Genomic DNA, 25,381 nt, shown 5'->3' with positions numbered 1-25,381 from the left:
GCAAACCATTGTTCTGGAGGCGAATAATCTCTGATGAACTTCTGCTGACCGCTGCAGTCAGAGAAGGACTTTAATTTCAGCCTTTGCTTGCGGTATGATGCTGCCAGACTTTTTTAAATGAAGATAACCATGAATTCTGTAGTAACCCGTGCCCTGATAGTGGCCGCAGCGTTGAGCCTGACTGCGTGCAGCAGCTGGATTTACCGTATCGACATTCCGCAAGGAAATTTTCTGGAACAGAAAGACATCAATAAATTACGGGTGCATATGACCAAAGAGCAGGTACGCTTTGTGTTGGGCAATCCTGTTGCTGAAAACGCTTTTGATGATCAGATTTGGCATTACTTTTATTCGCTCAAAGGCGGGCGCGGTAACAATTTCGAGAAGCAACTTGTTGCCCGTTTTGATCAGGAAGGTAAATTACTGGATATCTCCGGTGATTTTGACAAACCAGCAGAATTTAATACTCCGCTGGATATCTGACCCCGGCGGCCCCCCCTTCAATACACAACAAAAAGCCTGCGAATGCAGGCTTTTTGTTGCTGTTATTCTGTCGACGGTTCGGCCGATGTATGAGGCCGGCCTCCCGTCACTTTATCAGCCCGGCCTTCTTCTTTGGCTTTCTCCGCCCGGCGACGGCGCATGTCTTTCGGGTCGGCAATTAACGGACGGTAGATTTCAATACGGTCACCCGCTTTGACCCTATCCGTCAGTTTGCAGGTCCGGCTCCAGACCCCGACTTTGTTCTGCCCCAGATCAATTTCAGGATGCAAACGCAACATACCGGATGATTCAATCACCTGCTGTACTGTCGCATCCGCAGCGACTGAAACACTTAATAAGCTTTGTTTTTCCGGTGTTGCAAAAGCCACTTCCACCGCTATCTGTTCACGCATTGGGTGCCCCGTACACTTGTTTGGCTCTTTGGGTAAAAGCGCCAACCATAGCTGCAGTCAGCTCGTTAAACACTTTGCCAAAAGCAAACTCGATGAGTTTGCTGGAAAATTCAAATTCCAGCTTCAGTATGACTTTACAGGCCTGCTCATTCAGCGGCACAAAATGCCAGCCACCGCTTAATGCTTTAAAAGGGCCTGATTCGAGCTGCATCCGGATTTCGCTGTTTGGCACCAAGGTGTTGCGGGTGGTGAACTGCTGGCTGATACCGGCTTTTTTCACTTCCAGACAGGCCAGCATCTGCTGAGCACTCTGCGACAATACATCCGCTTTGCTGCAACCAGGTAAAAACTCAGGATAGCTGGGTACATCGTTTACCAGATTGTACATTTGCTCGGCGCTGTAAAAAACCAGTGCGCTGCGCTCAATTTGTGGCATACTCTCTCCCCTTAATGCAGGCCGCGATTGTAACAGATCTGCGCCCTGCCTCAACGCCTCTGACTGGCAACAGCCATTGCGATGGACTCTTCAGCTTCTTTTTATTTCTGAGCATGAGCAAAAAACAGAATCCGAAAAATCAGGGTGGCACCATAGCCCTGAACCGAAAAGCCCGGCACGAGTATTTCCTTGAAGACAAATACGAAGCAGGCATCAGCCTGCAAGGCTGGGAACTTAAAAGCATCCGCCAGGGCAAGGTCAACCTGTCCGACAGTTATGTCATTCTCAAAGATGGCGAAGCCTACTTATTTGGTGCCCAAATTCAACCCTTGAACAGCGCGTCCAGCCACGTGATTTGTGACCCGGAGCGTTCTCGCAAATTGCTGTTAAACAAAAGGGAAATCAGCAGACTGATTGGTGCCAAAGAACGCGACGGTTACACCATGGTCGCGACGGCCATGTACTGGAAAGCCTGTTGGGTGAAACTGGAGTTTTACCTGGCCAAGGGTAAAAAGTCTTTTGATAAACGCGACGATATCAAAGACCGTGACTGGTCCCGTGAAAAAGAACGCATGATGAAGCACACAACCCGTTAAGGTGTTGGGCTTGAAACTGGCGATTTCATCGCCATATAGACTTTAACTGCAGGTTCAGGCCAATTATTGGTTGTGACAACTGCGGTGGCGGCGTAAAATGCCGCTGTTACTTTAGTGTTTTATGAACACCTGAATTCGGGGCTGATTCTGGATTCGACGGGATTCACGAACTCTGAGGTGCATGCCGAGGTGCGGTAGGCCTCGTAAAAAAGCCGCAAACTAGTAGTCGCAAACGACGAAACTTACGCAATCGCTGCCTAATAAGCAGTAGATGCTCTCCCCCCCGCGCATGCCTGTAAGCCGGGACTTTGGGAGATCACCCCTAACAGGATCGCATGGCGGCTTTGTCCGGAGCCAAGATGCTAAAACCAATCGGACTCGCCCGACGAAAGCCTGCCAGCTGGCGCTCATAGGGTTAACCAAATAACTGGCTAAGCATGTAGTACCAATGGGCTAGGTTTTTCGGACGGGGGTTCAAATCCCCCCAGCTCCACCAATAAGCCGAGAGGCACAAAAAACCCTAAGGAATCAAACACTTAGGGTTTTTTATTATCTACTAATTTGGAGACCCTTTTTGGAGACCCTCTGATTTGGTAGCATATTTCTCAAGTTAGTCCCGTTTCGTTCATTCATAAGGTATGTCAAAAGCTGGAACCCCTACCGGTAAACGAGGTATTTACCGTCGCAATAACACTCTGTACGCCCGTATCGTTATCCCCTCAGATCTCCGTGAGTTTTATGGCACAAGAGAAGTCTGGCGTACCCTTCAGACTAACGACCTCTCAATTGCACAGTACCGTGCTTCGATATTCTTCCACCAAATAAAGTCCGAATTTGCGGTTCATCGTGGCGAACAGTCCCACGTTAAAGACGCCCTTATGTGGAAGAAAACTATTGCAAAAGGCGAACAAGCCGATGCGGAAAAAATTGCGACGTATCGCAGGCAAAACCCAGACAAGGAGTTACCGCCTTCATTTGTCGAAGCACTTGGTCTGGAAGATCCCAGAACTAGTTTTTCGTACTACCTTGATGACCTGCGGGAACAGAAAGGTGATGAAGTAGCCGGACTTGTCGCTGATATTGTCTATGGCACTTCATTGCCGACTCTGCTGTATCTGGACGAATGGAAAGCCACTCTGATGGTAATCCCAAGGACTCTGCAGCAGGCTGACGCAAAGGTTAAGCTGCTGGCGGACAAATTCCCTTCGTTACCGATTAAGAAAAGCCAAGTGGCAAAATGGATTATCGAACAGGAACAAGCTGGAAAAGCCGAGGAGACCATCAAGGGACTGATCGGTACTTGTCGGTCTTACTATGGCTACCTACAGCGGGTTGGTCACCTGTCCGAAGATGAACAAAACCCATTCGAAGGCCACCGCTACACCAAAAAGAAAAAAGCCAGCCGCATGGATGAACGCCAAGCATGGGAACTATCGGATTATCCCAAACTGGCGCAAGCCGCCAAGCAAAAACGCAAGGACAAGAACCTGTTTTCATTGATTATTCTAGGCGCTTACACAGGGGCGAGGATTGAAGAACTTGCCAGACTGAAAACGTCAGACGTGAAAGAAAAAGAAGGTATCCGCTACTTTGAAATTGGGGTAGCAAAGTCTAAGGCTGGTCTTAGGGATATACCAATACACAACGACATACTGCCGTTTATCGATCAGTTAATCGCAGAATCAACTGACGGCTACCTGCTACCGGATGAACCAGAAACAGGACTTGGCGAGCGTTCCTCTGCGATTGGCAAACGGTTTGGTAGGTTAAAAACCCAACTTGGTTACGATGGCCGATATGTCTTTCATTCTTTCAGGAAAACCATGGCGACCCAGCTGGAACGCCTTGGCTTGCATCACAACGAAGCAGCGGAGATTATTGGGCATGAAAAACTTGGGGAAACCTATGGGCGTTATTCCAAGGGGCTACCGATAACCAAAAAGGCAGAAATAGTCTACTCGCTTTCGTTTCCTAGACTCTTAACTTAATGCTATGGTTTCGAATGCCTGAATATTCTTATGCTTAGCTGATTATAAGTAGCTGTCCATTTCTCACGTTTTAATTAGTTCTATTCCTGAGCTGCTAGTTTTGCTCTTATTTCACGAGTGGGGATGTTTACCATTGGTTTATCCAGAATTTCCTTTAAAAGCTTTACAATCATAGTGGAATCAGCAAAAAAGTTGGGATAAGCCTGAACCAAAGTTCCAGCACCTTGAGCACCAACTAGGACGGTTTGATAGACATCTGAATCCAGTTCAAGGTAGTTGTATTGAATTATCGCTGTTTCCTTAAGATCGTTTGAATAGTGAGTTACATTCACCTGATAGTGGTCGTCGCGAATGTAAATGGCTATCAGGTATAGCCCATCTTTTTCGTTAAGGTCGACCAACGAATCTTGTGCCATCGTATAGCCAATCAACTTCTGAATAAAATTTAGTTTGGATTCGAGTGCAGATAGTTCTGTTCTAATTTTTTCAACACTCTCAACATCGTGGGGCGTTCCATCAAGTACCGACAAAACATAGCTTAAGCAAAAAAAGAAACGCCTCCATTCTTCATGTCCTTCCATCGCCGTTTTTAAGTCAGTTTTTTCGAAGAGATCTATTAGTTCTACTGCTGTCGACCAAGCGTGTTGAATTCTGGTGCGGATCTGCACTTCGACTCGATGGCCTTTCCAATCAGAAGGTCTCTTGGCATTTTGATAACAATTGTAGACAAGGTGAATTCCTCTGTATCCAGACTGCTTTGGGGACGTATTGTAATCATCTACTTTTGTGATGCCGTGAACTGACCGGCTTTTTTTAAGCGTTCTGACTAACGTATCTACCTGATCTAGATTTTTGAATATTGCGCGACATCCGCCAATATCCTGCATACGCGTTATCTCGGTGGCATTCGGAGTAAAACCGTCAAGAGTTGGTCTCTCTAGTTTATTGATAATTGTGGGCAGACGTTTTAGCCTCCGAGCGATGATGACGTCTGGCGCGACCCGTTTAGAATTTTTCCAAATATGGTTTTTTATTATCATCAGCGGATAAGAATGAGAAGCACGGAAGTCCTGAATAATTTTTATTGCTTCTGATCTTTCGGCCCCTTGAACACCTTTTCTTAATGCTCTCCCTGCCTTGCTGACTTGCCCCTTGGAGTAAGTCATAACATATTTGAGCTTTTCATACTGCTGATTTGCCATATGTGCATCCCTTCAATTATCGCGCTTTAAGTTAGCACATAATAATTGAGTTTCGTATGACCAAATAATGCGTACAGGCATTTATAGACATTAAGGTACACCTTAGCGTCCAGTGGACAATCATTAAAAAACTATGGACAACTAAGTGGACATTAAGTATTTTTATCTGGAACCCAAGCAGTTCTAGATCTTAATGTCCACGGAGTAGCCATGACCCACATTGCATACATTCGGGTAAGCAGCGTTGATCAGAATACAGACCGCCAGCTTGCAGAAGTTTCAAACATAGAAAAGACCTTCACTGACAAATGCAGTGGCGGCACAACGAACCGCCCCGCCCTGACCGACCTTGTGAACTTCATCCGTGAGGGTGATACCGTACACGTCCATTCGATTGACCGTCTGGCCCGTAACCTTCAGGATCTGCTTGAACTGGTCGCATTCTTTCGGTCAAAAGGTGTCACAGTGGTTTTCCACAAAGAGAACATGACCTTTAAACCTGACAGTAAAGACCCCATTCAAGACCTGATGTTGAATGTTATGGGAGCAGTTGCCCAGTTCGAAAAGGCCCTGATAAACGAACGCCAACGCGAAGGAATAGCAAAGGCAAAAGCCCAAGGGGTATACGCTAAGACCCGTAGCAAAAAAGTCGAACCAGACGCGATTCTGGCGCTTTTATCACAGGGTAAAAGTCATAGTGAAGTCGCCAAAATCCTTGGTTGTTCTACTAAGACTGTCCAAAGGGTAAAGGCACTGCCACCGGCAGGAAAAAGCTAAAAGTTTGAGAATTTGCGACACAAAAACGCACAGGAAAAATCACATAAGCCATTGTTTTAAATTAACTAAATCACATTAAAATTCAGATAACGGTAGTAAGGCGTACGGTGTACGCCGATGACCTAAAAGAAAGACCTTTAGACCCATGATTATCGAAGTACGCTTAGACCAAATCCAAACGCATCCACTCCTTCAGGTTCGCAGTGACAACGTGCTGTCAGTCACCGAGAGGGACCAAAAAGAATCAGACCTGCAGAAGCAACATGAAAGACTGTTAACCGTTATTCAAGCAGGGTCTTATATCGATCCGATACAAGTCATTCGGACAGCCCCTGAGAATACCGAGGAATTCTTAGTGTTTGATGGACACCACCGATTACTCGCTTATCAAGAGCTAAAACAACCAAGCGATACCATTAAGGTTGAACTGCTGGGCCACAGCCTGCAAGACGCCCTGAAGTTAGGGTACACGGTGAACGCAACGCACGGTGCCGCCCTGCGGGACAAGGAAAGAACACACGCCTGTTTTCGTAGCCTGCTGTTCTGCCACGACGAAATCCCAACGAAGGACCTTCAGGTACACGGTATAGGTGAACGGCTGGCACAGAAACTAAAGCAAGCGGCCAAGATGCTGAAGTCCGAAGCAGACGTGTATCCGAATGACAATGCCGATCAGATCCTGAAGAAGATCCAAGCGTGGACCCGTGCGGAAATCAAAAGGCAAAAAGAAGGCATTACCAACGGAAAACCCACTTTCCTAAGGGATGAGCATCTGATCCCGTCTTACAGGTATGTGCTGGACAGGAAACCTGCTAACGTGGAAGAACCTGAAGGTGTCCGTTTAGCTCGGATGATCGACCAAATGAAAGTCTATGTTCAGAATGACCCTGACTTATTCCGTAAGGCAATCAAACGGCTATCTCGCGAGTATGACCTAAAGATTCGGGTAAGTAACAGCATCACTTCAGACCGAGTAAATATCGATGAAAGATCATATGATGAGGAGGAATTTTAGGAAAAATCAGGCAGACACGAGTTTTGCTTAATTACGGAGAAAACATGGGACGTTCAAAAATTCAAGAATCGGCGGACAAGTATGTCAAGGCAATACAAAGGGGACAACGCACCAGATTTGTTAGCGCAGTTGCATGGCTAAATGTCATACAGTATGTGGAAAAATGCTTTGCTGAACTCCAAAATCACGATATCTATCGGATTAACCGATATTACCTGACTATTGACAGAACATTCCCTGTTACCACACTTCCGAACCATATCCAAATTCATGCTGGTCATCGAAAGCTTGGTATGGATAAACAGGTTGATAGTAATGGTGAAAAAACAATGGTTATGGCTGAGGGAAACGCTGCCATTGTATTTAGCCAACACTACAATGGGGATGTCATGATACTTCTATATCCCTACAAGTCTGAGTGTTACGAAACTAATGAAAAATACCTGATATATAAGACTTTTGACACTGCAACGGATATTTCTTTAAAAGATGTTGAAAAGGCTTTTGCCGCGTTTTTACGCTACTCCAAATCGACAAGTTGCATAACTCAAAGTACATGGTCTGATTACTTCTTTCGTTTGCGGTTCCGGTTAAAAGACTGGACATACCGAAAAACTTTATGGAACCGTGCAAAAGAGCTTATCCAGTTGGTAAAACCATAACTCGCCAATTGCAGCGACCACGACTCATGCTATTGCCTAGGTTGTGGGTCCTTCCAGACCAAACCCTTGCGGGTAATTCGAACCGCGTATCTTCATTTGTGCGAGGCCGCCGGAAGGTACTAGATAACCACTATTCTAAAGGATTAAACGCAATTGGAAGCGATTAGACGGGTCCTTCCAGATCAAACCCTTGCGGGTAATTCGAACCGCGTTTAATCGTTTCTGGCTGCGATTCTGCAAGGCTTTTACTTTCGGTTCTGCCATTGGTATCACTTCCAACAGACAGCAATTTTGCATCAATTTGGGGACCCTTTTTGGAGACCCTTTAGAGTTTATAATCAGCATTATCAGTGTTTTCGTGGCATGTACCCCCGTTTAAGTTAACCTCCCCCCCAGCTCCACCACCTCAAAACCCCTGTCATCTGACGGGGGTTTTTGTTTTCTGCTTCAGCACTCATCGTTTTTTCGGCTGCCTTGCTTCGGGCTATCGCTGTTGTTGCCTGAAAAATGACGTTGATTTTTTGCTGCAAAAACAAAAACTTTTTTTGATTTCTGCCGAGTCTGTGCCTGCCCGAACTGGAAAATAGGCGTTACACTGAATCAATCTTTTGGTTGTGAGCGATGTTATGCGGGCAAGCCTCCCCCCAAATGAAGAACAACGGCTGTTAAGCCTCAAAGCACTGCATATTCTGGATACCGACCCCGAACAATCGTTTGACGATCTGGTGCAGCTGGCGGCTTATGTCTGTGGTACGGCTTATGCGCTGATTGGTTTTATTGACGAACATCGCCAATGGTATAAAGCCAAACTTGGCGTGGAGCACAGCGAAGTTGAACGCGAACTGAGCTTTTGCAGCCATGCTCTGCTGCGCCCTACAGAACTGACCTATGTCAGTGACGCCCGTCACGACCCGCGTTTTGCCGATAACCCTGCCGTTTTGGCCGAACAGGGCTTACGGCTTTATGCCGGGGTGCCGCTATTGTTAGAACAGCAATACGCTGTAGGCACCTTGTGTGTGTTCGATACCGAAGTCAAACCGCTGAGCCAGAACCAGTTATCCGCCTTGCAACGGTTGGCCAATCAGGTGATGCATTTACTCAGTGCCCGCCTGCTGGCGCACAAGGAAGAACTGCAGCGCCAGACTCTGGAAACCATTACCAACAACGTGCCCATTCTGATTAGTCAGCTCGACCGGAATTACCGCTATCTGTTTTGCAATGACAAATACCGGGACTGGTACCAACTCGACCCACACTCTCTGATAGGGAAAACACCGGCTGATTTATTTGGTGAGGAAAAATTCAACGAAATCAAACACCGGATGGATGCAGTTCTGGCCGGAGCCACACAGAAATTCCATCTTCAAATGCCGGACCAACGTATTCTGCAGGTCAGCTACGTGCCCCAGCGCGATCAGCATCAAGCCATTACAGGTTTCTTTGTTGTGGGTGCTGATGTCACGTTAGAGCAACAGCAGGCTGAGATGATCAAATCCGATCGGAACAGGTTCGAATCCATTATCGACAGCACAGGCGTAGGAACCTGGGCATGGGATATTCATGCCGGAGTCAGCCAGGTAAACGAACGCTGGGCCCAGATGTTGGGGTATCAGTTGGACGAACTGGAGCCTGTCACCTATCAAACCTGGCTGGCTTTAGTGCACCCCGATGATGTCACAACCGCAGAGCAGCAGGTGCAGGCACATTTCCGACGTGAACAGCCCTATTACGACAGCATCTACCGGATGCGCCACAAGGCCGGGCATTGGGTCTGGATCCACGCCAGAGGCCAGGTCAAAGTCTGGTCTGAGCAGGGGCAGCCCTTGCTGATGTATGGCATTAACACCGATATTACGGACAGTCATCTGGCCGAGCAGGAACTGGCGCAAACCAAAGGGTTACTGCAAGCCGTAATCGATTCGTCCACCGAAGCTGCCCTTATCGCCACCAGCCTGACCGGCGAGATCTGGCTGTTTAATACCGGGGCAGAACGTATGTTGGGCTACAGCTGCGCCGAGGTACTTGGCAAAACCACGGCCCGTTTTCATAAAAAAGACGAAATCCGCTACCGCCAGCAACAAATTCGCCAGCACTATGGTGTGGAGGTGTCTGACTTTGACAGCTTTGTGTTTACCGCCCGACAGCAGGGTAGCGAAACCCTGCAATGGACCTACCTGTGCAAAAATGGCGAAGAAAAACAGGTCCGGCTCAGCATCAGCCCTATCTACAATCCGGACGGCAGTCCGCAGGGCTATTTAGGCGTGGCCATCGACATCACGCAACTGGAGCAGCTTAATCAGGCCCTACTCAGAAGTGAGCAACGTTACCGCTCCATGCTGGATAATCTGCCAGGTGTCATGTACCGCTGTAAAAATGACGAGTTCTGGACCATGTTGTTTATAAGTGACGAAGTCAGCCAACTGACCGGCTTTGAAGCCTGGCAGTTTATTTTTAATAAAGAGCTGAATTTTGCGTCTTTGTACCACCCGGAGGATCTGCCGCGGGTCAATGAAGCGGTGCAGCAGGCTTTGTCGCAAAAACAGCGGTTTAGTATTGAATACAGGCTAAAACACAAAGATGGCAGCTGGCGCTGGGTACAGGAACTGGGCCAGGGCATTTTCAACACTCAGGGGGAGTTGCTGTTTATCGATGGCTTTATCTGGGACGTCACCAGCTCACACGAAGCCATCCAGGCCCTGAGTGACAGTGAACAAAAGCTGTCCTCGCTGTACCAGCTCGCCCCCGTGGCCATTGTGTTACATAACCTGGTGGATGGCAGTTTTATTGAAGCCAACCCAGAGTTTTTCCGGCTTTATGCCGCCGGATCCGACACCGCAGCCAAGCCGGATTACCCGGGCCTGATGCAATCACATTACCAGCACTGGCGGCAGAACCTGTTGCAGGACAGACGTTTCGGTCCGGTTGAAACTGAACTGCTCACCACCACAAACCAGAAAGTGCCCGTAACCTTGTCCAGTGTGCTGATGGATACCTCCTCAGGTCAGCAGCACATCTGGACCCTGCTGCAGGATATGACTGAACAGCGGCGGGTAGAACAGATGAAAAATCAATTTGTCTCCACCGTCAGCCATGAATTGCGTACTCCCTTAACCTCCATTTCCGGTTCACTGGGCCTGATCAGCGGCGGCGCTTTAGGAGAGGTGCCATCTGGCATGATCGCCATGCTGGACATCGCCAGAGAAAACAGCCTGCGCCTGAGCAAGCTGATTAACGATTTGTTGGATATTGATAAGCTGGTGGCAGGCAAAATGCACTTTGATGTGCTGCTGTGTGATGCCCCATCGCTGTTAAAAGAAGCGTTGCTATGCATTGATTCTTATGCCAGCAAATACCAGGTCCATTTCTCTGCCGCCAGGCTGGAAGCCGGTTTTATTCTGGTCGACCCGTTACGCTTTCAGCAAATTATGCTGAACCTGCTGTCCAATGCAGCCAAATTTTCCCCGCCAGGTTCTGCTGTGGTGGTGCAATCCCGCTGCCAGCACGACCAGTACCTGATCGAAGTGCTGGACCAGGGGCCTGGAATAGATGCCAACTTTGCACAACGTATTTTCCAGAAATTTTCCCAGGCAGACAGTGCAGACAGCCGGCGAAACGAAGGGTCAGGTCTGGGGCTTGCCATTGTAAAAGAACTGACCGAACACATGAATGGTCAGGTCAGTTTCCGCAATCGGGATGAAGGTGGCTGTTGTTTTTATTTACGCTTTCCTCAGGCCACCACGCAACCACAAAGCCGTTTGCTGGTGGTTGAACCCGACAGCCGGGTCGCCGACCATATGATGCAGCTGCTCAAAGGCCAGAATTATTTATTGGATTGGGCGCGTACCCTGACCCAAGCCATCAAAGCCTTGCGTCAGCACAAGTATCAGGCCATAACCCTGGATTTAAATCTGCCTGACGGCCATGGTTCAGCCTTGTTTGATGAACTGCGTGAGCTGGAGCTCAGCATTCCTGTCATTATCATCAACTCGGAACACCATGGGGAGCAGGTGGAGCTCTCCGGCGGTCTGGCCACGCTGGACTGGCTGGAAACCCCCGGCGCCACTAAGGTGCTGCTGGATAAATTGCAGCATCAGCTGTTTAGTCAGCCTTCACCCAAACCCCGGATCCTGCATATTGAGGATGACCCGCATTTAAGCCAGATCCTGCAACTGCAGCTGGCAGAAGTCGCCCTCTGCCAGCAGGCTGTCAGTCTGAAGGCGGCCAACGATCTGCTGCTCCAACAGCAGTTTGACCTGATTATTCTCGATATAGGTTTACCAGACGGTTCTGGCCTGGCACTGCTACCGGAGCTGGCCAGAGCACACCCTGGCGTTCCGGTGGTGATTTGGTCAGCACAGGAGCTGAGCCATGAAGCACGTCAACAGGTCAGCCTGGTATTAGCCAAAAGCCGGGTCGATATGGACACTGTCCTGGCACAAATAAAAGCCTTGCTGGCGGGTCGCCGTTAAGTCTTTTTTGCGTCAAACACCATGGTTCTGTTGCGCCCGGCATGTTTGGCCTGATACAGGGCCTGATCGGCCTGTTCAATAAACTGTTCTGTATCCAGTCCGCTGTGCCATTGGCTGATCCCCGCACTGAAACTGCAGTTAAAATGCCCGTCAGCATAACTGAATGGAATGGCGGCAAAGGCTTTACGCAGCTGTTCAACCACAGTAAAGGCCTGCTCTTTGCTGCAGTCCGATAAAATCAACAGATACTCCTCACCGCCGTAGCGGCCGACAATATCTATTTTCCGTAGCTGTTGCTTCAACAGGTTGGCCAGGCTGCTGATGACCTGATCCCCAACAGGGTGACCATAACTGTCGTTCACCTTTTTAAACAGATCGATGTCAATCATCACTGTACTGACCGCAGCACCAGTGCGGTCAGCACGCTGCAATTCGTACGTCAGTTGCTCTTTCACACGCGCATGTTGTAATAACCCGGTCAGACTGTCTTTGGTCATCATATCAGCCAGTTGCCGGGCCCGCTGTGCCCTGGCAAATACAGCCACTATCAGCGCTGTATCCGTCATAGGTTTGGTCAGAAAATCATCACCACCTTTAACCAGGGCCGCCAGCTGGCGCTCGCTGTCGGTTTCGGAAGACAGATAAATAATAGGCACACTGAGCCACTGATCACTCAGCCGGATCAGCTGGGCCAGTTCTGGGCCTGTGCAATAAGGCATATTGACGTCCAGCAGCACCACATCCGGGTGAAAGCGGTTCAGGCTGTCATAAATTTTGGTGGGGTCGGCCAGAATTTCCGCTCTTAAGCCCGCGCCCTGCAGCACCAAAGCATAGTGTTCAGCCAGCAACTGATCGTCATCGACAATCAAGACCCGAAACGCCTCACGGCTGCGGATAGCCAGTAAACGCTGCAGCCGGGCCTCCAGCATGGTGGTATTCACGGGTTTCACAAAATAGCCCTGTGCACCAACCCGGACGGCAGCCAGATGCGGTCCAAAGCCTTCCTGTTCGCTCAGGATCAGTACAGGGATCGGCTCCTTTTGTGTACTTTGCAGCCTGGCTACAAAACTCAACACATCCTCAGTGCCCGCCGCAGGCGAGATATCCAGCACCAGCGCATCAGGAATTTGCGCATCCACCAGCTGCTTCAGTTCCGCCACACCAGTCGCCGTTTTGACCTGATAACCAAATGAGGTCAGGGTGAGTTCAATAAAACCTGAAATGTCCGCTTGCGCCTCCAGCACATAAATGCTGGCGTGACGCCCGCTTTGTTTTTGCAGCTGTGACGAGGTAACACTGAGCACATGATGACTGGCCTGATAGGCCTGATGAACCTGCTGGAACAGCGTAATAAAATCTCTGATTTGTTCCACGGCAGGTGCGGCTGGGGATTCCATCCAGTTACGCAGTTCAAGTTCCAGATTCTTCGAAATGCGGCCAAGCGCCGGAAAACCAAAAGTGCCGGCGGACCCCGCCAGTGTGTGCAGTTTAAACTTCAGCCCTTTGATTTCATCCCGCCAGTTCAGCTTTTGCGGCAATGCAGCTAATGCGGACACCTGGCGTGCCAGCTCTGGAATTTCTTCCTGCAACCGTGCCAGATACTGTTGGTGCAACAAGGCCAGTTGCTGTTCAAGTTTGGATTGCTCTGTACTCATGTCCGTAAGAGTGCTCTTTTAAACTGAATTCACTATAACAAAGGCGGCCATAAAACCCAGCACTTTCTTCCAAATAAACAATAAAGTCAGCCACTTGGCATGCGGCTGACATAAAAACCCTATAACCTTACAGTTAAACCTGAGGCCAGAGTGCGCCGGTAAGCCAGATAAGCAGGAACAGCGCCCAATACGACACTGAGCCCGACCACTGCGGCTAACAAGGCGGCGGTATGCGAATGCCAGGGCCAGACACTGATAAACAGCCCGTATTCGCTGGACAATAATTCGCGGAACAGCCACAAGGCCGCCGTCAGGCCAGCCAGCGCCAACACCACCGACAACACCACCAGCAACAGCAATTCCAGTTCAATCAACAGGAAAATACTCAGCGGTGGAGCGCCCACCGCCCGCAGGATCGCCATTTCCCGTTGCCGCTCTTTTAACCCGGCCAGCAAAGTCGTGACAATACCCACCAGACTGGCCAGCAATACCAGAGCCGAAATCACCAGCAACATACTCTCCACCATGCCCAGCATTTGCCAGAGCTCCGCCAATGCCACTCCAGGCAAAATGGCGGTGAGGGGTTCGGCTTTGAAATCGTTGATTTGCCGTTGCAACACAAAAGTGGCAATTTTGCTTTTCAGCCCGACCAGAAAAGCCGTAATCACTTTCGGCTCTAAATCCATCTGCAGACTTTGTTCGGCACTGACCACTTTTCCGGGCCGCGGAGCACCACTTTCCCAGCCGAGGTGAATGGCCTCTATGCCTTCGAGCGAAATATGCACACTCTGATCCACCGGGGTGCCGGTTGGCGCCAGAATTCCGACCACAGTAAAAGGTTTATCTTTGTGTTGCGAGAAGCTGACACTGCCTACCCCATGGGACAACACTATGCTGTCGCCGACACGGTAACCCAATTTGGCCGCCACCACTGAGCCTAATACGGCGTCGTAGACAGCAGTGAATTCTTTACCTTGTGCTAAAACCAGCGGCTGTTTTTCACCAAAGCGGTAGAATTTAAAGTAATCACTAGTGGTGCCAATGACCCGGTAGCCCCGATGTGAATCCCCCAACGATAAAGGAATTGTCCATTCCACCTGCGGATGCTGTTTCAGCTGCTGGTACGAAGACCACCCTATATTGTTCGTGGCGTTACCAATACGAAACACGGTGTACAGCATTAAATTCAACTGACTGGAGCGGGCACCGACAATCAGATCCGTACCCGATACTGTGCTGGTAAAACTCTGCCTGGCCTCCTGGCGGATATGGTCGATCCCCAGCAACAAACCAATACTGATCACCAGTGACAACACCGTCATCAGCACAGTGCCCTTGCGGTTCAATAAACTGGCTTTCGCCAACTGCATTAACATGGCTGCACTCCCCGTTCTAACTGCTCCATATCCAGCTGCAACCGGAAATGCGCTTTGAGTGTTGGATCATGACTGACAAAAATCACCGTGGTGCCAGCCTGCTCAGCTTCACTGAGCATCAGTTGCATAAACGCATCCCGGTGTTTGTGATCCAGCGCCGAGGTGGGCTCATCAGCAATCAGCAGCGCTGGCTGATTCAGCAAGGCCCGGGCTATAGCCACCCGTTGCTGCTGCCCGACACTCAGTTCTGTGGCCTTTTGCTGCCAGCTGTGTTCAGGTAAACCAAGCCGGCCAAGCAACTCTTTAGCACGTTGTTCTGCATCGTCCGGTTTGCCAGCAAAAGTACTGATCAGCAGCACATTTTGCAGCACTGTCAGGTAAGGGATCAGGTTCAACTGTTGAAACACCACACCAATGGCTGTGGCCCGCAACGCGTCCCTTTTACGGTCAGACAAAGCACTGGCTTCTGTGCCCTTCAGCCAGATCTCCCCCTGTTGGTTGCGATAAATACCACAAAGCAGGTTCAGCAGGGTGGTTTTACCTGAGCCAGACGGGCCATACACAAAGAGGTGCTGGCCAGGCTGCAGTACTAAATGAGGGATATCAAGCAGCGGTGCCTGGCCAGGCCAGGCAAAGCGCAGGTTTTTGAGTTCAAGCGCAGGAAATTTCGGGTTGGTGTGCATTGTCATCAAAAGGCTCGTGTTATGATAACCGGCAAAAGTTGTGACCTTATAACACAAGCAAAGGGCCTGTCTCCAATGGTACGAGCGTTATACATAGCGTTATTTTCGGCATTAATCGCATTTGCAGCCCCGGCTGCTGTTGCAGAAGATTACAAGGCACTGGAGTGGACGGATCTGCTGCCGGAAGACGATTTGAAAAAGATGGAAGCTTTGCCGGAAATCAGCCATGAAGGTGGCGAAATGGCCGCCAGCAGCCCGCTGAATCAGGGGTATTCGAATCAGGACCCGGCGGCGGCAGCCTGGAACGAGGTATTGCAATCGGCCAATGTCAAAGCGGAGCTGAACAATAAAAAAGTCAAAGTTCCCGGCTTTATTGTGCCTGTGGAGTACGACGCCGAGCAGAATGTCACCGCATTTTTCCTGGTGCCCTACTTCGGGGCCTGTATCCATGTGCCGCCACCGCCGCCAAACCAGATTATTTATGTCACCAACAAGCAGCCAATTAAGGCCGACATGATTTATTCGCCGTTTTGGATCAGCGGTACCCTGACCACGGACAGCATGCGTCACGACCTGGCCAACTCGGCCTATTCAATGAAAGCGGATAAAATTGAAGAGTATGTGTACGAATAGTCTGCACTCAGCCTTTGGCACAAAAACCGGCTTCACGCCGGTTTTTTTTACACCCGCTTACTGCAAACTGACGGGCCCCAGTGCGGGCGTCCATTCGGCCGCGCCCTGTACCCCATTGACAATCCACTGGACCGACACTTTTTCTACGCCCGGCCCCAGCTCTGCCAGTTGAATGCTCAGCTGCTTCAGTTGCTCCGGATCCTGACACAACAGGCTGTAACTGGCATTCAGATCGGCATGGCCATGCTCAGCCTCACGTTCAAGTTCAGAGCTGATCTCTGAGGAATTCACCACACAACCCGCTGCCGCATCAAAACTGAACCAGTGACCCAGCCTGAACCCATCCAGCACTTGCTGCAACTTTTGCTGTTGGGCCGCATCTTTGGGTTTATGTTCAAAACCTGTCAGGTTGGCCGCCGGGCTGTCAAACGCCAGTTCAGCCTCATTTCCTTCCAGTACAAAAGTCAGTGTGGCCTGACCATGATGATGGCTGCCATGACTTTCATAACCAGCCTGAGGCTGCCGCACCTCGTCATGGTCGTGCTGATGCTGCTGAGCAAAAGCCGGTGCGCCCATCAGGCCGCATGCCAGTATGGCAGTGGAGACCCCTTTCATCTGTGTATTCCTTCGTTCGCGTTCTGGTCACTTCATGCTTTTATCTTAACAAGTGCAATCTGCTTGGCGAGCGTTCACTCGTCTTGTTTTTTCTGCCGTTAGACCTGGATTGCTGCCGCAGCATGCAGCGGCTCTGTATCTGCACAGGTGAAAATCTGCGCAGCAGGACCAAACTGAGGTATGCTGGACTTCATTGCCATCAGGGAGCCTACAGATGAAACTCGAACTGACTCAGGATCAAAAAGGCCTGTTGCGTCAACGGATCCGGATCCGTGAACACCAGATTATTGCCGATCTGGAACAGGTGGCCGGCGGCACAGGTCTGGGCCCGGACCCACACGATTTATTCGATGCTTCGGTCGCCACCTGTAAAGCCATGACGTTGCAGCTTTACGCCAAACGCAAAGCGTTACCGCTGGAGGCCGTCAATGTGCTGCTGAGCCGTGATGACAGCGAAGAGCGCAAAGGCATTTACAAGCTACAGATTGAACTGGAGCTGGAAGGGCCATTAACGGCTGAGCAAAAACAGCAGCTGTTGGAGATCGCCGACAAATGCCCGGTACATAAACTGATGACTCAGGCGGAGATCCAGATCAGCACGCGCCTGAAAGCAGAGCCCGCCCCCGCTGCTGCCACCACACCGCTGTTAATTGAACCGCAGATCAGAAACATTGGCTTTGATATCAAACGCTTGCTGCCATCCAAAGCACAGCGGCGGGTTGGGCCTTTTATTTTTGTCGATCATATGGGCCCGGCGACCTTTGCGCCAGGCACCACAGAAGGCGATGTGCGACAGCACCCTCATATTGGCCTTGCCACCCTGACCTGGCTGTTTCAGGGCGCCATGATGCACCGCGACACCTTAGGCAGCCAGCAACGTATTGAACCAGGTGCGGTCAACCTGATGCGGGCTGGCTCCGGTATTGCTCACTCCGAGCGGATCCCGGCCGATGTCCGTGAGCAGCAACAGGTGGTGGAAGGTATGCAGGTCTGGTTGGTATTGCCAGAAGCCGAAGCGGAATCAGCCCCGGATTTTCAACATTACCCGGCAGCCTTATTTCCGATCATGCAGGTACCAGGCTGTTCGGTGCGGGTGATTCTTGGCGAATACTTCTCGCAAAAATCTGTGGTGAAATACCCGCTGCGTTGTCTTTATGTGGAGCTGAAGCTGGCCCCTTGCGCACAATTGACTTTGCCTTTGACCGAGCAGCAACAGGCTGTTTATCTGGCCTCTGGCTCGTTAAAACAGCCAGAACTTCAGGCTGGCCAGATGCTGGTGCAGGCCGATGATCTGCAGGTAATAGCTGGCGATGAAGGCGCCCAGCTCATGCTGCTCGGCGGCGAAGCCGTGCCAGACCCGGTGTTACTGAACTGGAACTTTGTTGCCCGCACCCCGGAGCGGTTGTTACAGGCCAAAGCCGACTGGAATGAAGGCCGCTTCCCGCGTCTGAGTGACGACCCGGAATGGATTGAAGCTCCCTGATCCTTTAGTCGTCTGTGCGTCGCGCCGCCAGAAACCAGGCTGGCGGCTGCTGCTCCAGATGCAGGATTATAGGTTGTAAGGTCTGAAAGACCTGGTGAATAAATTCCGGCTTGATGGCCTGCCAGTCATCCGTCGGGCTGTGGTAATCCTTGTGCATTGCGGTGGCAAAATACAACACGGGGTACCCGGCGCGATAAAAAGGCGCGTGGTCACTGGCCGCCGCCCAGTCCACCTTTCCCCTGACATAACGGGATTCTTCCGTACGGCGCCAACGCAGCGGTAAGGCCAGTTGTTGCTGGACTATCCAGTCTTTTAATCCGGCAAGCTGAGTGGAACCAAACCAATACAGCCTTGGCACCCGCTGATACCTCCCGACCATATCCAGATTAATCACCAGCGCCAGCTCCGCTGGTTGCCAATGCTGCGCTTTGACCAGATGCCTGGCGCCGTAAAGTCCGTTTTCTTCAGCATCTGTGGCCACAAACCAGTACTGATAAGGACGGCATTTCACCGCCAGCCAGCGGGCAAGTGCAAGCATCATGGCCACGCCAGAAGCATTGTCATCGGCACCGTTATGAACTTTGCCTGCCACTATCCCCAGATGATCATAATGTGCACTCAGTAGCACCACAGGCGCGTTTGGCTGGCAGGCTGGTAACACAGCGATCAGATTGATGCCATGACGGTCAGAAAACCCCGCCTTGTAGTTAAATGGCTGCGCGTAGTCCTGTTGCCAGGGCCGCAGGCCGGCATTAACAAACTGTTGACGGATATAGTCCCGGGCCAGCGCCGCTCCGGCAGAACCTGTTTTACGCCCTTCGAGCCTGTCTGAGGCCAGATACTGAATATCGGCCATCAACTGGTCAGTGGCGTTGCCAAAAGCCGGAGGAAACACAAACCAGATTGCCCAGACAAAAAGAAAAATCCATCGCCTCACGGTTTGGCCTGCAATGCCGTCAGCGCATTCAGCTTGGCGTTAAAGCGTTCTTTCTCTCTGAAACTTTGCGCATAACGCCCGGCCAATTTGAAGTATTTTTCAGACTGCTGATACTTTCCCTGCTGAAAATACAGGCCAGCCAGACCGGCCATGGCTTCAGTGAGTGCTGGCTCCAGGGACAGCGCATGGTGAAAATGCTGCTCTGCCTTCACCAGTTTTTTATCCCTCATGGCTTCATGCCCTAACATCACGTGATAATAAGGATTTGCCTGCCGCAATTCCTCGACCTGCCGCTCATATTGCCTTGCTTTGTCTTCCATGCCTCTGAACCGGTACAACACCGCCAGGTTGGCCTTCATATTAATGGAACGCGGGTGCAAGCGAATACCATGCAAATAGACAGCTTCAGCTTCTTCCAGATAGCCGGTCTGCCGGTACAAAATGGCCAGGTTGTTTAGCGCATCAGAAGCCACACTATAAAGTGTCAGTGCCTGGCGCAGGTACGCATAAGCCAGATTAAAATTTTGCTCCAACATCGCCTTAGCACTTTTGTTGGCATAAAACATGGACACAATTTCTTGCTGACTGATGGTGCGGACCGGAAAGTGCGATTTATTGGTTTCTAAATCAAAATCAATTACATAGCCAGGGTTTCTAAACCAAGTCGAACCATAGGTACTGGGCGATTGCGGCTCTTTTACTTTTAAGTTGACATGGCCATTGAGCAGACTGGCGCCTCGGATCTGTGTCCAATATTCAGGGATTTGTACATCCTGGAAAGTAACAGTTAAATCTGCTGCTTTGGCCAGGCTATAGGACAACACCGTCAGGGACAGGCAATTGGCCTGCTGCATCTGCAGGGTTTCTTTCGCGGTCAGGGTGGCGGCATTGTCGTAATTCAGCCGCTTACCTTTTAAAAAGAAAATGTAATTGAGCAGCGCATCGGTTTTTTCTTTCGTACCCGGCAACGGCCTGACCGTCAGCTCCATATCCCGGACAACATCGTCAGGCAACGCAAATATGTCCGCTTCGGTCTCGACAGGCTGATGTTGAAAATTAAAGGCGTTATCAATAAACAACGGGCTTGGGTCGGGCAATTCCTTATGGAAGGTCGCTAAACTGCTGCACCCCGCCAGGCAGCAGCTCAGCACAAGCAATAAAGCGCCATACCGGAAACACATCACAGCAACCTCAATTTCACAGGTAGTACTGAGAGTATAATGCTGAATTAACCAGCAGCCCGCCCCATCCGTCCCGCGGACTCAACCACTGATACCAAAGCAGCAAAGTAAAGCTGACAGCGGAGCAGGACAGAGCGGATCAAGGCAGGTTCAGGACAAGTTCGGTGCCAGCCAGCTTTCCGCTTCTTGCTGGCTCCAGCCTTTTTTACCCGCATACTCCGCCAATTGATCCTGACCAATTTTGCTGACCGCAAAGTACTTGCTGTCCGGGTGGGCGAAGTACCAGCCACTGACAGCCGCGCCCGGCCACATGGCGTAACTTTCGGTCAGTTTGATGCCGGTTCGGGCTTCAACATCCAATAACTGCCACAAAGTGCCTTTTTCCGTGTGCTCAGGGCAGGCCGGGTAACCGGGCGCTGGCCGAATGCCCTGGTACAACTCACGGATCAGTTGCTCATTATCCAGTTGTTCATCCGGCGCATACCCCCAGTAGTCACGCCGGACTTTCATATGCAGGTATTCAGCCAGCGCTTCGGCCAACCGGTCGGCCAGCGCTTTCACCATAATGCTGTTGTAGTCGTCATGGGCGGCAGCAAACTCTGCGGCCAGTTCATCGGCGCCAAAGCCGGTGCTGACCGCAAAAGCGCCGATATAATCGGCGACACCACTGCCCACTGGCGCAATAAAGTCTGCCAAAGCGCAATTGGGTGCGTCATTGCGCAGCTGCAATTGCTGACGCAGGTTGTACAGACGGCACTGCTCCTCGCTGCGGCTCTCGTCGCGGTACAGCACTATATCTTCACCATCACTGGCAGCCGGGAAGAAACCGAAGATGGCTTTGCCTTTGACTTTGCCGGATTGGATCATCAAATCCAGCATCGCATTGGCGTCCTGATACACCCTACGAGCTTCCAACCCAACGTCCGGGTGGTTCAGAATGGCCGGGAATTTGCCGGACAATTGCCAGGTCAGGAAGAATGGCGTCCAGTCGATATAATCCCGCAAGGTCTGTAAATCCACCTCCGCCCACAGATGCACACCAGGCTGCTTCGGCGCTGGCGCCACTTTGGTTAAATCCAGCGGGAATTTATTCTGCTGTGCTTCGCTAAAGGTAAGTAAGCGCTCACCGGGGCGGCTGCGGGCATGTTGGGCACGGGCTCTGTCGTATTCATCATTCACCCGGGCCAGAAAATCTGGCTTTTGCGCCTTGCTGATCAGCGCCTGCACCACGGAGACACTGCGCGACGCATTGGGCACATAGACGACACCATGCTGGTAATGTTGGGCAATTTTAATGGCGGTATGGGCTTTGGAGGTGGTGGCGCCGCCAATCAGCAGTGGCACGTCAAAACCGAGGCGGGTCATTTCTTTGGCCACATGCACCATTTCATCCAGCGAAGGCGTGATCAGACCCGACAGGCCAATGACATCGACATTTTGTTCTTTCGCTACCTGCAACAGCTGAGCGCAAGGCACCATTACGCCCAAGTCAATCACTTCAAAGTTATTGCACTGCAACACCACACCGACAATATTTTTGCCAATGTCGTGTACGTCGCCTTTGACTGTAGCAAGCAGTACCTTGCCCTGGCTGCTGGCACCTGTACCGGCTTTTTCGGCTTCGATATAAGGCTGTAAGTAAGCAACCGCTTTCTTCATAACCCGCGCCGACTTGACCACCTGAGGCAAAAACATTTTGCCTTCACCGAACAGGTCGCCGACCACATTCATGCCATCCATCAGCGGGCCTTCAATCACATGCAAAGGCCGCTCCGCCTGCTGGCGGGCTTCTTCCGTATCCTCGTCAATAAAGTCCGTAATGCCTTTGACCAGCGCATGTTCCAGCCTTTTACTGACAGGCCAGCTGCGCCAGGCTTCATCTTCTTTGACCACCACAGCACCGTCGCCTTTAAACTCTGCGGCAATCTCCAGCAACCGCTCAGTGGCATCCGGCCGGCGGTTGAGGATCACATCCTCGACCCGCTCACGCAGCAGTTCAGGAATATCGTCATACACTGCCAGTTGACCGGCGTTGACTATGCCCATGTCCATGCCTGCGGCAATGGCGTGGTACAAAAATACCGAATGGATGGCTTCACGTACCGGGTCGTTGCCACGAAACGAAAATGACACGTTGGACACGCCACCAGAGATTTTGGCATAAGGGCATGTGGCTTTGATTTCGCGGGTCGCTTCAATAAAGTCCACAGCATAGTTGTTGTGCTCTTCAATACCGGTGGCTACTGCAAAGATATTGGGGTCAAAGATAATGTCCTGCGGCGGAAATTTGGCTTGTTCCACCAGCAGTTTGTATGCGCGCTGGCAAATCTCTACTTTGCGGGCTTTGGTGTCGGCCTGGCCTGTTTCGTCAAAGGCCATCACCACCACGGCAGCACCGTAACGACGCAGCAGTTTGGCCTGATGCAGGAAAATGGCTTCGCCTTCTTTCAGGGAAATGGAGTTCACCACCGGCTTGCCCTGAATGCATTTGAGCGCCGCTTCGATCACTTCCCATTTGGACGAGTCGACCATAATGGGCACCCGGGAAATATCCGGTTCAGACGCCAGCAGGTTCAGATAACGCACCATGGCCGCCTTGCTGTCCAGCATGGCCTCATCCATGTTGATGTCGATGATTTGTGCGCCGTTTTCCACTTGCTGACGGGCAACATCCAGCGCTTTTTCGTACTGACCTTCGAGGATCAGCTTTTTAAAACGGGCCGAACCTGTCACGTTGGTGCGTTCGCCAACATTGATAAAACGGGCCTGAACTTGCTGCATTACCACTCCAGACTAAAGGCTTCAAGGCCAGATAAACAAAAACGATGTGACGGCAGCTTTGGCTGGCGCGGCTGGACGCCCGCCACCACCTGGCTGATGGCCTGAATATGCGCAGGTGTACTGCCACAGCAGCCGCCGACAATATTTAAAAAACCTTGTTTGGCCCAGTCGGCAATTTCAGCCGCCATCTCATTGGCGCTCAGATCGTACTCACCAAACTCATTGGGCAAGCCAGCATTCGGGTGCACAGAGACATAACATTCGGCCATCTCTGACAAGGTTTCCACATAGGGCCGGAGCAAATCCGGGCCAAGCGCACAGTTCAGCCCAAAGCTGAGCGGGTTGACATGCGACAGCGAATGATAAAAAGCTTCCGTCGTCTGGCCAGACAAAGTACGGCCAGAGGCGTCGGTAATAGTACCGGAAATCATCACTGGCCATTCCTGCCCCAGCTCTTCAAACACCGCCAACACGGCAAAAGCAGCAGCTTTGGCGTTCAGGGTATCAAAGATAGTTTCCAGCATAATGATGTCGGCGCCGCCTTTCAGTAGTGCATGGGTCGACTCTTTGTAGGCGGTGACCAGGGTATCAAAATCCACATTGCGGTAACCCGGGTCATTCACATTGGGGGAAATAGAGGCCGTTCTGTTTGTGGGGCCTAACACACCGGCAACAAAACGTGGTTTGTCTGCGGTACTGTATTCATTGCAGGCCTGCCGTGCCAGTTGGGCAGATTCATAATTAATTCGGGCCGACAAGGCCTGCATCTCGTAATCGGCCATCGCAATGGGGGTAGCATTGAAACTGTTGGTTTCCAGAATATCAGCGCCGGCCGCCAGATACTGACGGTGAATGTCGAGGATCACTTCAGGTTTGGTCAGCACCAATAAATCATTATTGCCTTTGACATCAACAGGCCAGTTGGCAAACTCAGTGCCACGGTAATCGGCTTCCTGCAACTTGTATTGCTGGATCATGGTGCCCATACCACCATCCAGTACCAGAATACGTTCAGATAGCAGTGCTGCCAGCTGAGCCGGCGTGACAGTGGAATAACTCATTTATTGTGCTTGTCCTATCTGTTGCAGATCAAAAGGTGTCGCCTGATAGACATAATAATTCAGCCAGTTACTGAATAACAAAAAGGCATGGCTTTGCCAGAGTTTCAGCGGGCCTTGCACCGGGTCATTGTGACGGAAATAATTCTCTGGCACTTTGGGGTTCAGTCCAGCAGCCAGATCACGCTGGTACTCGTCGTTTAGTGTACCCACGTCATATTCAGGATGACCTGTGACGAAAATCCGGCTGCCAGTGCTGTTTTGCAGCAAATACGCCCCTGTTTGATCCGCTTCAGCCAGCACATGCAAATCGGGGTGAGACTGGTATTTTTGTTTCGGTACCTGAGCATAACGCGAATGCGGCACCAGAAATTCATCGTCAAACCCCCGCACCAAAGGACACAAAGGTTGCACCACTTGCTGCCAGTACACCCCAGACAGTTTCTCGCCGCGAATTTCCCGTTGCAGGCCATAGTAATAATACAAAGCAGCGTGCGCCGCCCAGCATAAAAACAGGGTTGACGTCACGTTGTTATCGGCCCAGGCCAGAATTTCTGACAGCTGCGGCCAATAGCTGACCTCTTCATAATCCACCAGGCCCAAAGGGGCACCGGTAATTATCAGGCCGTCATATTTTTGTTGCTGCACATCAGAGAAATAGCGGTAAAAACAATTCAGGTGACTTTCTGGTGTGTGCTTACTGACGTGGTTATCCAGCCGGATCAGCTCGATATCCACTTGTAACGGACTGTTCGCCAATAAACGCAATAATTGAATTTCAGTGGCCACTTTATTGGGCATCAGGTTCAGAATGGCAATCTTTAAAGGCCGGATGTCCTGCGACGCCGCCCGGCTTTCCGTCATCACAAAGACGTTTTCCACCGATAAGGCTTCTACCGCCGGTAATTGATCGATGACTTTAATGGGCATTCGCTACT

General features: G+C 50.8%; 21 protein-coding genes and 1 other RNA gene. 10 read left to right on the top strand and 12 right to left on the bottom strand.

What is annotated here, in order from left to right; genetic code table 11:
- Nucleotides 1-129: 129 nt before the first annotated feature.
- Complete coding sequence (gene bamE / locus WKJ03_RS12575; protein ID WP_337842564.1) at nucleotides 130-483, top strand: outer membrane protein assembly factor BamE; 354 nt, start codon at nucleotides 130-132, stop codon at nucleotides 481-483.
- A gap of 62 nt (nucleotides 484-545) precedes the next feature.
- On the opposite strand, the gene WKJ03_RS12570 is transcribed toward bamE, so the two are convergent.
- Both WKJ03_RS12570 and WKJ03_RS12565 read right to left on the bottom strand, forming a co-directional pair.
- Nucleotides 546-896 carry an RnfH family protein gene (locus WKJ03_RS12570; RefSeq protein ID WP_337842563.1) on the bottom strand — a complete coding sequence of 117 codons (351 nt, stop codon included), beginning with the start codon at nucleotides 894-896 and terminating at the stop codon, nucleotides 546-548.
- The gene (locus WKJ03_RS12565; RefSeq protein WP_337842562.1) at nucleotides 889-1,332 is read right to left on the bottom strand and encodes an SRPBCC family protein; all 444 of its coding nucleotides are present in this window, start codon (nucleotides 1,330-1,332) and stop codon (nucleotides 889-891) included. Before WKJ03_RS12565 ends, WKJ03_RS12570 begins: the two co-directional genes overlap by 8 nt.
- A 113-nt stretch (nucleotides 1,333-1,445) precedes the next feature.
- On the opposite strand from WKJ03_RS12565, the gene smpB reads away from it, so the two are divergent.
- From smpB to WKJ03_RS12550, 3 genes are all read left to right on the top strand, one after another.
- Nucleotides 1,446-1,928 carry an SsrA-binding protein SmpB gene (gene smpB, locus WKJ03_RS12560; RefSeq protein ID WP_337842561.1) on the top strand — a complete coding sequence of 161 codons (483 nt, stop codon included), beginning with the start codon at nucleotides 1,446-1,448 and terminating at the stop codon, nucleotides 1,926-1,928.
- A gap of 137 nt (nucleotides 1,929-2,065) precedes the next feature.
- Nucleotides 2,066-2,424, top strand: a transfer-messenger RNA (tmRNA) gene (ssrA, locus tag WKJ03_RS12555).
- 382 nt (nucleotides 2,425-2,806) lie between these two features.
- Nucleotides 2,807-3,916 (top strand): tyrosine-type recombinase/integrase, encoded by a 1,110-nt coding sequence (locus WKJ03_RS12550; RefSeq protein ID WP_337842560.1) that lies wholly within the window; start codon nucleotides 2,807-2,809, stop codon nucleotides 3,914-3,916.
- An 80-nt stretch (nucleotides 3,917-3,996) separates the two neighbouring features.
- On the opposite strand, the gene WKJ03_RS12545 is transcribed toward WKJ03_RS12550, so the two are convergent.
- Nucleotides 3,997-5,118, bottom strand: a complete 1,122-nt coding sequence (locus WKJ03_RS12545; protein ID WP_337842559.1) for a RelA/SpoT domain-containing protein — start codon at nucleotides 5,116-5,118, stop codon at nucleotides 3,997-3,999.
- A 210-nt stretch (nucleotides 5,119-5,328) separates the two neighbouring features.
- Here WKJ03_RS12545 and WKJ03_RS12540 point away from each other — a divergent pair, with 210 nt between their 5' ends.
- The 4 genes from WKJ03_RS12540 to WKJ03_RS12525 all read left to right on the top strand — a co-directional run bounded on the left by WKJ03_RS12540 (nucleotide 5,329) and on the right by WKJ03_RS12525 (nucleotide 12,041).
- Nucleotides 5,329-5,895 carry a recombinase family protein gene (locus WKJ03_RS12540; protein ID WP_337842558.1) on the top strand — a complete coding sequence of 189 codons (567 nt, stop codon included), beginning with the start codon at nucleotides 5,329-5,331 and terminating at the stop codon, nucleotides 5,893-5,895.
- A gap of 145 nt (nucleotides 5,896-6,040) precedes the next feature.
- Nucleotides 6,041-6,910: a hypothetical protein gene (locus WKJ03_RS12535; RefSeq protein ID WP_337842556.1), complete on the top strand. Its 870-nt coding sequence runs from the start codon at nucleotides 6,041-6,043 to the stop codon at nucleotides 6,908-6,910.
- A gap of 44 nt (nucleotides 6,911-6,954) precedes the next feature.
- Nucleotides 6,955-7,572, top strand: a complete 618-nt coding sequence (locus tag WKJ03_RS12530; protein WP_337842555.1) for a hypothetical protein — start codon at nucleotides 6,955-6,957, stop codon at nucleotides 7,570-7,572.
- A 626-nt stretch (nucleotides 7,573-8,198) separates the two neighbouring features.
- On the top strand, nucleotides 8,199-12,041 hold the full coding sequence (locus WKJ03_RS12525) for a PAS domain S-box protein (protein ID WP_337842554.1): 3,843 nt from the start codon (nucleotides 8,199-8,201) through the stop codon (nucleotides 12,039-12,041).
- Here the strand turns inward: WKJ03_RS12525 and WKJ03_RS12520 are convergent.
- From WKJ03_RS12520 to WKJ03_RS12510, 3 genes are all read right to left on the bottom strand, one after another.
- Nucleotides 12,038-13,696, bottom strand: a complete 1,659-nt coding sequence (locus WKJ03_RS12520; protein WP_337842553.1) for a diguanylate cyclase — start codon at nucleotides 13,694-13,696, stop codon at nucleotides 12,038-12,040. The genes WKJ03_RS12525 and WKJ03_RS12520 overlap by 4 nt on opposite strands.
- 119 nt (nucleotides 13,697-13,815) lie before the next feature.
- Nucleotides 13,816-15,072: an FtsX-like permease family protein gene (locus WKJ03_RS12515; protein ID WP_337842552.1), complete on the bottom strand. Its 1,257-nt coding sequence runs from the start codon at nucleotides 15,070-15,072 to the stop codon at nucleotides 13,816-13,818.
- Nucleotides 15,066-15,761, bottom strand: a complete 696-nt coding sequence (locus WKJ03_RS12510) for an ABC transporter ATP-binding protein (protein WP_337842551.1) — start codon at nucleotides 15,759-15,761, stop codon at nucleotides 15,066-15,068. The genes WKJ03_RS12515 and WKJ03_RS12510 overlap by 7 nt, the downstream gene beginning before the upstream one ends.
- A gap of 69 nt (nucleotides 15,762-15,830) precedes the next feature.
- Between WKJ03_RS12510 and WKJ03_RS12505 the strand changes: the two genes are divergently transcribed.
- A complete protein-coding gene (locus WKJ03_RS12505) occupies nucleotides 15,831-16,388 on the top strand; it encodes a DUF3299 domain-containing protein (RefSeq protein WP_337842550.1) in 558 nt (185 codons plus the stop codon).
- Nucleotides 16,389-16,445: 57 nt separating this feature from the next.
- On the opposite strand, the gene WKJ03_RS12500 is transcribed toward WKJ03_RS12505, so the two are convergent.
- The gene (locus WKJ03_RS12500) at nucleotides 16,446-17,003 is read right to left on the bottom strand and encodes a DUF2796 domain-containing protein (protein ID WP_337842549.1); all 558 of its coding nucleotides are present in this window, start codon (nucleotides 17,001-17,003) and stop codon (nucleotides 16,446-16,448) included.
- A 214-nt stretch (nucleotides 17,004-17,217) separates the two neighbouring features.
- Between WKJ03_RS12500 and WKJ03_RS12495 the strand changes: the two genes are divergently transcribed.
- The gene (locus WKJ03_RS12495; RefSeq protein ID WP_337842548.1) at nucleotides 17,218-18,486 is read left to right on the top strand and encodes a pirin family protein; all 1,269 of its coding nucleotides are present in this window, start codon (nucleotides 17,218-17,220) and stop codon (nucleotides 18,484-18,486) included.
- A gap of 4 nt (nucleotides 18,487-18,490) precedes the next feature.
- On the opposite strand, the gene WKJ03_RS12490 is transcribed toward WKJ03_RS12495, so the two are convergent.
- The 5 genes from WKJ03_RS12490 to metA all read right to left on the bottom strand — a co-directional run bounded on the left by WKJ03_RS12490 (nucleotide 18,491) and on the right by metA (nucleotide 25,373).
- Nucleotides 18,491-19,423, bottom strand: coding sequence for a M28 family peptidase (locus tag WKJ03_RS12490; RefSeq protein WP_337842547.1), 933 nt, complete (start codon nucleotides 19,421-19,423; stop codon nucleotides 18,491-18,493).
- Nucleotides 19,420-20,604, bottom strand: coding sequence for a tetratricopeptide repeat protein (locus WKJ03_RS12485; protein ID WP_337842546.1), 1,185 nt, complete (start codon nucleotides 20,602-20,604; stop codon nucleotides 19,420-19,422). The genes WKJ03_RS12490 and WKJ03_RS12485 overlap by 4 nt, the downstream gene beginning before the upstream one ends.
- 150 nt (nucleotides 20,605-20,754) lie before the next feature.
- Entirely contained in the window at nucleotides 20,755-23,385 is a 2,631-nt protein-coding gene (metH, locus tag WKJ03_RS12480; RefSeq protein WP_337842545.1) for a methionine synthase, read from the bottom strand.
- On the bottom strand, nucleotides 23,385-24,446 hold the full coding sequence (locus tag WKJ03_RS12475) for a homocysteine S-methyltransferase family protein (protein WP_337842544.1): 1,062 nt from the start codon (nucleotides 24,444-24,446) through the stop codon (nucleotides 23,385-23,387). The genes metH and WKJ03_RS12475 overlap by 1 nt, the downstream gene beginning before the upstream one ends.
- A complete protein-coding gene (metA, locus tag WKJ03_RS12470; RefSeq protein ID WP_337842543.1) occupies nucleotides 24,447-25,373 on the bottom strand; it encodes a homoserine O-succinyltransferase in 927 nt (308 codons plus the stop codon).
- Between the last annotated feature and the right edge of the window lie 8 nt (nucleotides 25,374-25,381).

The organism is Rheinheimera sp. (genome assembly GCF_037442525.1).
Taxonomy (GTDB): domain Bacteria; phylum Pseudomonadota; class Gammaproteobacteria; order Enterobacterales; family Alteromonadaceae; genus Pararheinheimera.
Note: the sequence above shows the minus strand (reverse complement) of the source record. Positions and strands in the feature narration are given on the sequence as shown.

Bases quoted from the DNA above. Each gene is read 5' to 3' on its own strand.
- WKJ03_RS12530 (WP_337842555.1), top strand. From the start codon at position 6,955: ATGGGACGTTCAAAAATTCAAGAATCGGCGGACAAGTATGTCAAGGCA.
- WKJ03_RS12475 (WP_337842544.1), bottom strand. From the start codon at position 24,446: ATGAGTTATTCCACTGTCACGCCGGCTCAGCTGGCAGCACTGCTATCT.
- metA (WP_337842543.1), bottom strand. From the start codon at position 25,373: ATGCCCATTAAAGTCATCGATCAATTACCGGCGGTAGAAGCCTTATCG.
- WKJ03_RS12515 (WP_337842552.1), bottom strand. From the start codon at position 15,072: ATGTTAATGCAGTTGGCGAAAGCCAGTTTATTGAACCGCAAGGGCACT.
- WKJ03_RS12535 (WP_337842556.1), top strand. From the start codon at position 6,041: ATGATTATCGAAGTACGCTTAGACCAAATCCAAACGCATCCACTCCTT.
- WKJ03_RS12550 (WP_337842560.1), top strand. From the start codon at position 2,807: ATGTGGAAGAAAACTATTGCAAAAGGCGAACAAGCCGATGCGGAAAAA.
- WKJ03_RS12545 (WP_337842559.1), bottom strand. From the start codon at position 5,118: ATGGCAAATCAGCAGTATGAAAAGCTCAAATATGTTATGACTTACTCC.
- bamE (WP_337842564.1), top strand. From the start codon at position 130: ATGAATTCTGTAGTAACCCGTGCCCTGATAGTGGCCGCAGCGTTGAGC.
- WKJ03_RS12540 (WP_337842558.1), top strand. From the start codon at position 5,329: ATGACCCACATTGCATACATTCGGGTAAGCAGCGTTGATCAGAATACA.
- metH (WP_337842545.1), bottom strand. From the start codon at position 23,385: ATGCAGCAAGTTCAGGCCCGTTTTATCAATGTTGGCGAACGCACCAAC.
- WKJ03_RS12510 (WP_337842551.1), bottom strand. From the start codon at position 15,761: ATGACAATGCACACCAACCCGAAATTTCCTGCGCTTGAACTCAAAAAC.
- WKJ03_RS12485 (WP_337842546.1), bottom strand. From the start codon at position 20,604: ATGTGTTTCCGGTATGGCGCTTTATTGCTTGTGCTGAGCTGCTGCCTG.
- smpB (WP_337842561.1), top strand. From the start codon at position 1,446: ATGAGCAAAAAACAGAATCCGAAAAATCAGGGTGGCACCATAGCCCTG.
- WKJ03_RS12525 (WP_337842554.1), top strand. From the start codon at position 8,199: ATGCGGGCAAGCCTCCCCCCAAATGAAGAACAACGGCTGTTAAGCCTC.
- WKJ03_RS12520 (WP_337842553.1), bottom strand. From the start codon at position 13,696: ATGAGTACAGAGCAATCCAAACTTGAACAGCAACTGGCCTTGTTGCAC.
- WKJ03_RS12500 (WP_337842549.1), bottom strand. From the start codon at position 17,003: ATGAAAGGGGTCTCCACTGCCATACTGGCATGCGGCCTGATGGGCGCA.
- WKJ03_RS12505 (WP_337842550.1), top strand. From the start codon at position 15,831: ATGGTACGAGCGTTATACATAGCGTTATTTTCGGCATTAATCGCATTT.
- WKJ03_RS12565 (WP_337842562.1), bottom strand. From the start codon at position 1,332: ATGCCACAAATTGAGCGCAGCGCACTGGTTTTTTACAGCGCCGAGCAA.
- WKJ03_RS12570 (WP_337842563.1), bottom strand. From the start codon at position 896: ATGCGTGAACAGATAGCGGTGGAAGTGGCTTTTGCAACACCGGAAAAA.
- WKJ03_RS12495 (WP_337842548.1), top strand. From the start codon at position 17,218: ATGAAACTCGAACTGACTCAGGATCAAAAAGGCCTGTTGCGTCAACGG.